General features: G+C 56.2%; 6 protein-coding genes. All 6 read left to right on the top strand.

Translation table 11 applies throughout. The annotated features are described in order from the left end of the window. The first annotated feature begins 181 nt into the window (after positions 1-181). The 6 genes from BMZ78_RS10780 (at position 182) to BMZ78_RS10755 (ending at position 6,009) form a co-directional block, all read left to right on the top strand. On the top strand, positions 182-1,159 hold the full coding sequence (locus BMZ78_RS10780) for a catechol 2,3-dioxygenase (RefSeq protein ID WP_093230252.1): 978 nt from the start codon (positions 182-184) through the stop codon (positions 1,157-1,159). 53 nt (positions 1,160-1,212) lie between these two features. Then, positions 1,213-1,734 carry an FAD synthetase family protein gene (locus BMZ78_RS10775; protein ID WP_093230250.1) on the top strand — a complete coding sequence of 174 codons (522 nt, stop codon included), beginning with the start codon at positions 1,213-1,215 and terminating at the stop codon, positions 1,732-1,734. Positions 1,735-1,745: 11 nt separating this feature from the next. Next, positions 1,746-3,206, top strand: a complete 1,461-nt coding sequence (locus BMZ78_RS10770) for an aldehyde dehydrogenase (protein WP_093230249.1) — start codon at positions 1,746-1,748, stop codon at positions 3,204-3,206. 24 nt (positions 3,207-3,230) lie between these two features. Then, entirely contained in the window at positions 3,231-4,112 is an 882-nt protein-coding gene (locus BMZ78_RS10765; RefSeq protein ID WP_093230247.1) for an acetaldehyde dehydrogenase (acetylating), read from the top strand. A 17-nt stretch (positions 4,113-4,129) separates the two neighbouring features. Further along, positions 4,130-5,161: a 4-hydroxy-2-oxovalerate aldolase gene (gene dmpG, locus BMZ78_RS10760; RefSeq protein ID WP_093230261.1), complete on the top strand. Its 1,032-nt coding sequence runs from the start codon at positions 4,130-4,132 to the stop codon at positions 5,159-5,161. A 65-nt stretch (positions 5,162-5,226) separates the two neighbouring features. Continuing rightward, a complete protein-coding gene (locus tag BMZ78_RS10755; RefSeq protein WP_245739819.1) occupies positions 5,227-6,009 on the top strand; it encodes a 2-keto-4-pentenoate hydratase in 783 nt (260 codons plus the stop codon). The last annotated feature ends 9 nt before the right edge of the window (positions 6,010-6,018 follow it).

Below are 6,018 nucleotides of genomic sequence, written 5' to 3'. Positions count from 1 at the left end.
GGTTGGACTGATCCGACCTGGATCAACCCCACCGATATCAGTCGCGTGCTGAAGAGCTAGTCCCGCGAGTCCATAGATAAAAAAACACCTGTATTCTTCATTATACATCATAATTCACCTTATTTCCACCCTCTTGCCATTCTGTAAGAGGGCGAAACCCGATCGATAAGGAGGATGTGCAATGACAAAAGAACCGATTTTTGATGTGGCGCAACTGGCCCATGTGGAGATCTACACACCGAAACCGGATGAAACCCTGTGGTTTTTCAAAGATCTTCTCGGCATGATCGAAACGGGTCGGGAAGGACAATCTGTCTACCTGAAGGCCTACGAAGACACCTACCATCATACCCTGAAGGTGACGGAAAGAAAGGAGCCCGGTCTGGGCCATGTCGCTTGGCGGACCAGCTCCCCGCAAGCATTGGAGCGCCGGGTGAAAGCCCTTGAGGAGTCCGGGTTGGGCCAGGGCTGGTCCGAGGGAGAAACAGGCCAGGGGGCGGCTTACCGCTTTAAAACCCCGGACGGTCATCCGATGGAGATTCTGTGGGAAGTGGAGCGTTATCAAGTGCCGGATGACCAGAAGACCGCTCTGTTGAACCGTAATCAGAAGCGGCCGCTCCAAGGAGTGCCGGTGCGCCGTCTGGATCATGTCAACCTGATGTGTGATGAAGTGACCCGCAACAAGGAGTTCATGGCGGAAAATCTCGGCTTCAAGCTACGCGAGCACATCATCCTCAACGATGGCACGGAAGCTGGCGCGTGGATGAGCGTCAGCCCTCTGGTGCACGAAGTGGCCTTTATGCGCGACCAGTTGCAGGGAGGCGGGCGTCTCCACCACATCGCCTACTGGTACGGCTATCCCCAGCACCTGATGGATATCGCCGATATCTTCGCGGAAAACGGCATTGAGATCGAAGCCGGTCCCGGCAAGCACGGCATCAGCCAGGCCTACTTCATGTACGTCTTTGAGCCTGGCGGCAACCGGGTGGAGCTCTTCGGTGACGCTGGCTACCTGATCTTTGATCCTGACTGGGAACCGGTCACCTGGCGAGAAGATAACCTGGCTCAGGGGATTATCTGGTACGGCTCTCCTCTACCTGCCGAATACTTCATGTACGGCACACCGGACGTTCGCAAACAGAAGGAAGTGGCGAAATAAGAAAAGGGGGTTTTTGTACCCCCTTTTCATCCGAACAAAATGGAGGTGGACTGATGCGAATTCATATGGCGGATACCTTAAACTTGCCGGCATCAGTGGTGGCCATCGGGGCCTTTGACGGCGTGCATCGGGGACACCAGAAGGTGATTAAAGAGGTGGTAACAAAGAGCAAGGCCCTGGGAGTGCCCAGCGTGGTCTACACCTTCGACCCGCCACCCCGCTCCTATTTTGAAGGGGCTAGTATCCTCACTCCCATTCAGGAAAAGCTTCGCCGCCTGTTTGAGCTCCAGGTGGATCACGTCGTGGTGGCCAAATTCAATGCCGCCTATCTCGCGCGCAGTGCCGCCGATTTTATCCTAGAACTTTCCAGGATTCATCCCGTCGAAGTGATAGTGGGGAAGGATTTTCGCTTCGGGCGGGGCAGGGAAGGGGGACTTGTGGATCTGGCAGAACATTTTCCCGTTCGGGTGATCGATTCTGTCTGCTGTTCCCGTGGGGAGGTGATCTCCTCCACCCGCATTCGCCGGCTGATCTCCCGGGGGGAAATGGTTGAGGCTTTATCTTTACTGGACTAGGAGGGAATGACATGCAGATGTCCGTAGAAAAGAAGACAATGAATTGCCTGCACTTTATTGATGGCCAGTATGTGGAATCTGCAAGCGGAAAAACTTTTGTCAACATCAACCCGGCTACCGAGGAAGTGTTGGGAACCGTCGCTGAAGGGGGCAAGGAAGAGATTGACAGGGCAGTGACGGCGGCAAAGAAAGCGTTAAAGGGTCCCTGGAAAAAAATGACCACCCATGAGCGGATCACCATTTTGCGGCGGATTGGGGACATCATCCTGGAACGGAAAGAGGAGCTGGCACGGCTGGAGTCTCTGGACACCGGGAAACCCTATTCCCTGTCCAGCACTCTGGATATTCCCCGGGCGGCATACAATTTCCATTTCTTCGCCGATTATCTGCGCTCTGTAGGAACGGAAGCCTACCAAACGGATGATGTGGCCCTCAACTATGCCATCCGACGCCCTGTCGGGGTGGTGGGCCTGATCAACCCATGGAACCTGCCATTGCTCCTGTTGACCTGGAAGTTGGCTCCCTGTCTGGCCGCTGGGAACACTGCAGTGATCAAGCCGGCAGAGTGGACCCCGATGACAGCCACGGTATTGGGGGAGATCTGCCAGGAGGCTGGCGTGCCCGACGGCGTGGTCAACATTGTCCACGGTTTCGGTCCCAATTCGGCAGGGTCGGCCCTGACGGAACATCCGGATGTGAACGCCATCTCCTTCACCGGAGAGACTACCACCGGTAAGGTGATCATGGCGGCGGCTGCCAAAACCTTGAAGCGCCTTTCCTATGAGCTGGGGGGTAAAAATCCCAACATCATCTTTGCCGATGCCGATCTGGACGAAGTGATCGAAACGACGCTGAAGTCCAGCTTTGCCAACCAGGGGGAAGTCTGCCTGGCGGGTTCCCGCATCTATGTGCAAAAGCCTGTCTATGAGGAGTTTTTGCACAAATTTGTGGACCGGACGAAAGAACTGGTTGTGGGAGATCCCTTCGATCCCAAGACCAATGTGGGGGCCTTGATTAGCAAGGAGCATTATGAGCGGGTGAAGGGTTATCTGGAAATAGCCAAAGAGGAAGGGGAGATTCTCCTTGGCGGTGGCCGTCCACCAGGACTGGATAAAGGCTATTTCCTGGAGCCCACCATCATCGCCGGAGTGAACGACCAATGCCGCGTTGTTCAGGAGGAGATTTTCGGGCCAGTGGTCAGCGTACTCCCCTTTGAGACGGAAGAAGAAGTGATCGCCAGGGCCAACGACACCCACTACGGTTTGAGCGCCACGATCTGGACCAATGACCTCCGCCGGGCGCACCGGGTGGCGGGGCAAATCGAAGCGGGAATCATTTGGGTCAACACCTGGTTTTTGCGGGATCTGAGAACCCCATTCGGCGGAATGAAGCAGAGCGGAATCGGTCGCGAAGGCGGAATGCACAGCTTCGAGTTCTTCTCGGAACTCACCAATGTTTGCATAAAACTGTGATCACGGGGAGAGGAGTTTGGTTCAATGAGCAAATTGAAAGCTGCCATTCTCGGGTCCGGTAATATCGGAACAGACCTGATGTTTAAACTGCTGCGCAGCGAATGGATCGAGCCTGCCTGGATGATCGGGATCGACCCTGCCTCTGACGGATTGAAAAGGGCCAGGGAGCACGGCTTGGCCACCTTTGATCAAGGGTTGAAGGCAGCGCTGGAGGAAATTTCTCCAGATATCGTCTTTGACGCCACCAGCGCCAAGGCTCATATCCGCCACGCCAAGCTGTTGAAGGAAAAGGGGATTCAAGCGGTGGATCTGACCCCCGCTGCCCGGGGTCCCTTGGTGATCGCTGCGGTAAACCTGGATGAGCACATCGATGCTCTAAACGTCAACATGGTCACCTGCGGCGGTCAGGCCACTGTGCCCATGGTGTACGCGGTAAGCCGTGTAACGGATGTCTCCTACGCTGAGATCGTGGCTACCATCTCCAGCCAGAGCGCAGGACCCGGTACCCGGCAAAACATCGACGAATTCACGGTGACCACCGCCCGGGCCCTGGAGTTGATCGGCGGTGCGAAACAGGGAAAAGCGATCATCATTCTCAACCCGGCAGAACCTCCCATCCTGATGCGGGATACCATCTATTGCCGGATCGAAAAGACGGATGAGGAAACCCGTGAAAAAATCGACCGCTCCATCCGCGAAATGGTGAAACACGTGCAGACCTATGTACCGGGTTACCGCCTCAACCGGGATCCCATCTTCCAGGATGATGTGGTCAGTATTTCCATCGAAGTGGAAGGGTTGGGGGATTATCTCCCGGTGTACGCCGGCAACCTGGACATCATGACGGCAGCGGCGGTCAAGGTCGGGGAAGAGATGGCCAAAAAACGGATGTCGACGGTGAAGTAAAGGAAGGGAGTATGTATATGGCAGAACAGACGAAAATCAGCGTCACCGATGTTACCTTGCGGGACGGGATGCATGCGGTACGCCACCAGTTCAGCGTCGAGGATGTCAAGGAGATTGCCTCTGCTCTGGACCAAATGGGTGTCAGCCACATTGAGGCCACCCACGGCGACGGGTTGGGAGGTAGCTCCCTCCAATATGGCTTGGGCAAGGAGACCGAGGAGGATTTCCTGAAGGCGGCCTGCAGCGTGATCAAAAACGCCAAGCCCACTGCCCTGCTCCTCCCGGGGATCGGCACGGTGGATGATATGAAGCGGGCGGCAGAATACGGCATCAAAGCCATACGCGTGGCCACCCACTGCACCGAAGCGGACATCTCCGAACAGCACATTGGGGAAGCACGCAAGATGGGATTGGAAACGGTGGGCTTTTTGATGATGTCCCACATGGTCTCCCCCGACATCCTGGTGGAGGAAGCGAAAAAGATGGCTTCCTACGGGGCACAGACGGTCTACATCGTCGACTCGGCAGGGGCCATGATGATGGAACAAGTCCGGGAGCGGATCTCTGCCCTGGTAGGCGCCCTGGATTCATCGGTGGAAGTGGGCTTCCACGCCCATAACAACCTGGGGCTGTCCATCGCCAACTCCCTGGCTGCCGTGGAAGAAGGAGCCACCCGCATCGACTGCAGCCTGGCGGGTCTCGGAGCTGGGGCTGGAAACACGCCCCTGGAAGTGTTTGCAGCGGTGACGGAAAAGCGGGGGATCCGTACGGGTCTGGATCTCTATAAAGCGATGGACGCCGCGGATGATATCGTGCGTCCCAAGATGCACCGGCCGATTCAGGTCGATCGCTTAAGCCTGACCATGGGATATGCCGGGGTGTACTCCAGCTTCCTGCTCCATGCTTTCAGGGCTGCGGAAATGTTCAAGGTGGATCCCCGGGATGTGCTGGTGGAGCTGGGCAAACGGAAGGTGGTCGGCGGTCAGGAGGATATGATCGTCGACGTGGCGGTAGAGCTGGAACAGAAGCAGCAAGCGCTTCAAAAGTGAGGGGAGAGGAATGGGGCATGCCTTATGCCCATTCCCTTCATCTTCATGGATAGGAGGGGAAAATCTTGTCGGAAGGGAAAGACCTGAAGGCATTGGCTGACATTTTGTGGGAAGCGGAGGAAAAGAGGCGCGGAGGTATTCCGCTTACCCAGGTTCAGCCCGATCTGACGCCAGAAGAGGCCTACCGTGTGCAATTGATCAACATTCAGCGAAAACTGGATCAAGGGCAAAAAGTCGTCGGGAAAAAGATCGGCCTCACCTCCAGGGCGATGCAGCAGCTTTTGGGAGTGGACCAGCCGGACTATGGCCATCTTCTCGACGGGATGGTGTTGGAAAATGGCCAGAAGATCCCCCGTGAGCGGGTGTTGCAGCCAAAGGTGGAGGCGGAGATCGCTTTTGTATTAAAGAAGGATCTCGTGGGTCCGAATGTCACCCCGATGGATGTGATGCTGGCCACAGACTATATCGTGCCGGCCCTGGAGATTGTCGATAGCCGGATCAAGGACTGGAAGATCAAACTGCCTGATACCATCGCTGACAACGCCTCTTCGGGGCTATACACCCTGGGGGGAAGGCCGACTTCTGTGGAGAAGGTGGACCTGACGCAGATCGGCATGGTTCTCTATAAAAACGGCCGCATGGTCAATACCGGGGTCGGGGCCGCAGCGCTAGGGAATCCGGCCACCTGTGTCGCCTGGTTGGCCAACAAACTGTCTGAGTTCGATATTGCCTTAAAAGCCGGGGAAGTCATCCTTTCAGGGGCTCTGTCCGCCGCCGTGGATGCGGAGCCGGAAGACCATTTCTGCGCCCGGTTTGCCCATATCGGCGAAGTGAGCCTCAGGTTTTGACATCATCTG

The sequence above is a fragment of the Thermoflavimicrobium dichotomicum genome (genome assembly GCF_900114055.1).
Classification (GTDB): domain Bacteria; phylum Bacillota; class Bacilli; order Thermoactinomycetales; family Thermoactinomycetaceae; genus Thermoflavimicrobium; species Thermoflavimicrobium dichotomicum.
Note: the sequence above shows the minus strand (reverse complement) of the source record. Positions and strands in the feature narration are given on the sequence as shown.

Excerpts from the sequence above, each read along its gene's own strand:
- BMZ78_RS10780 (WP_093230252.1), top strand. The coding sequence starts at position 182 with ATGACAAAAGAACCGATTTTTGATGTGGCGCAACTGGCCCATGTGGAG.
- BMZ78_RS10775 (WP_093230250.1), top strand. The coding sequence starts at position 1,213 with ATGCGAATTCATATGGCGGATACCTTAAACTTGCCGGCATCAGTGGTG.
- BMZ78_RS10770 (WP_093230249.1), top strand. The coding sequence starts at position 1,746 with ATGCAGATGTCCGTAGAAAAGAAGACAATGAATTGCCTGCACTTTATT.
- BMZ78_RS10765 (WP_093230247.1), top strand. The coding sequence starts at position 3,231 with ATGAGCAAATTGAAAGCTGCCATTCTCGGGTCCGGTAATATCGGAACA.
- dmpG (WP_093230261.1), top strand. The coding sequence starts at position 4,130 with ATGGCAGAACAGACGAAAATCAGCGTCACCGATGTTACCTTGCGGGAC.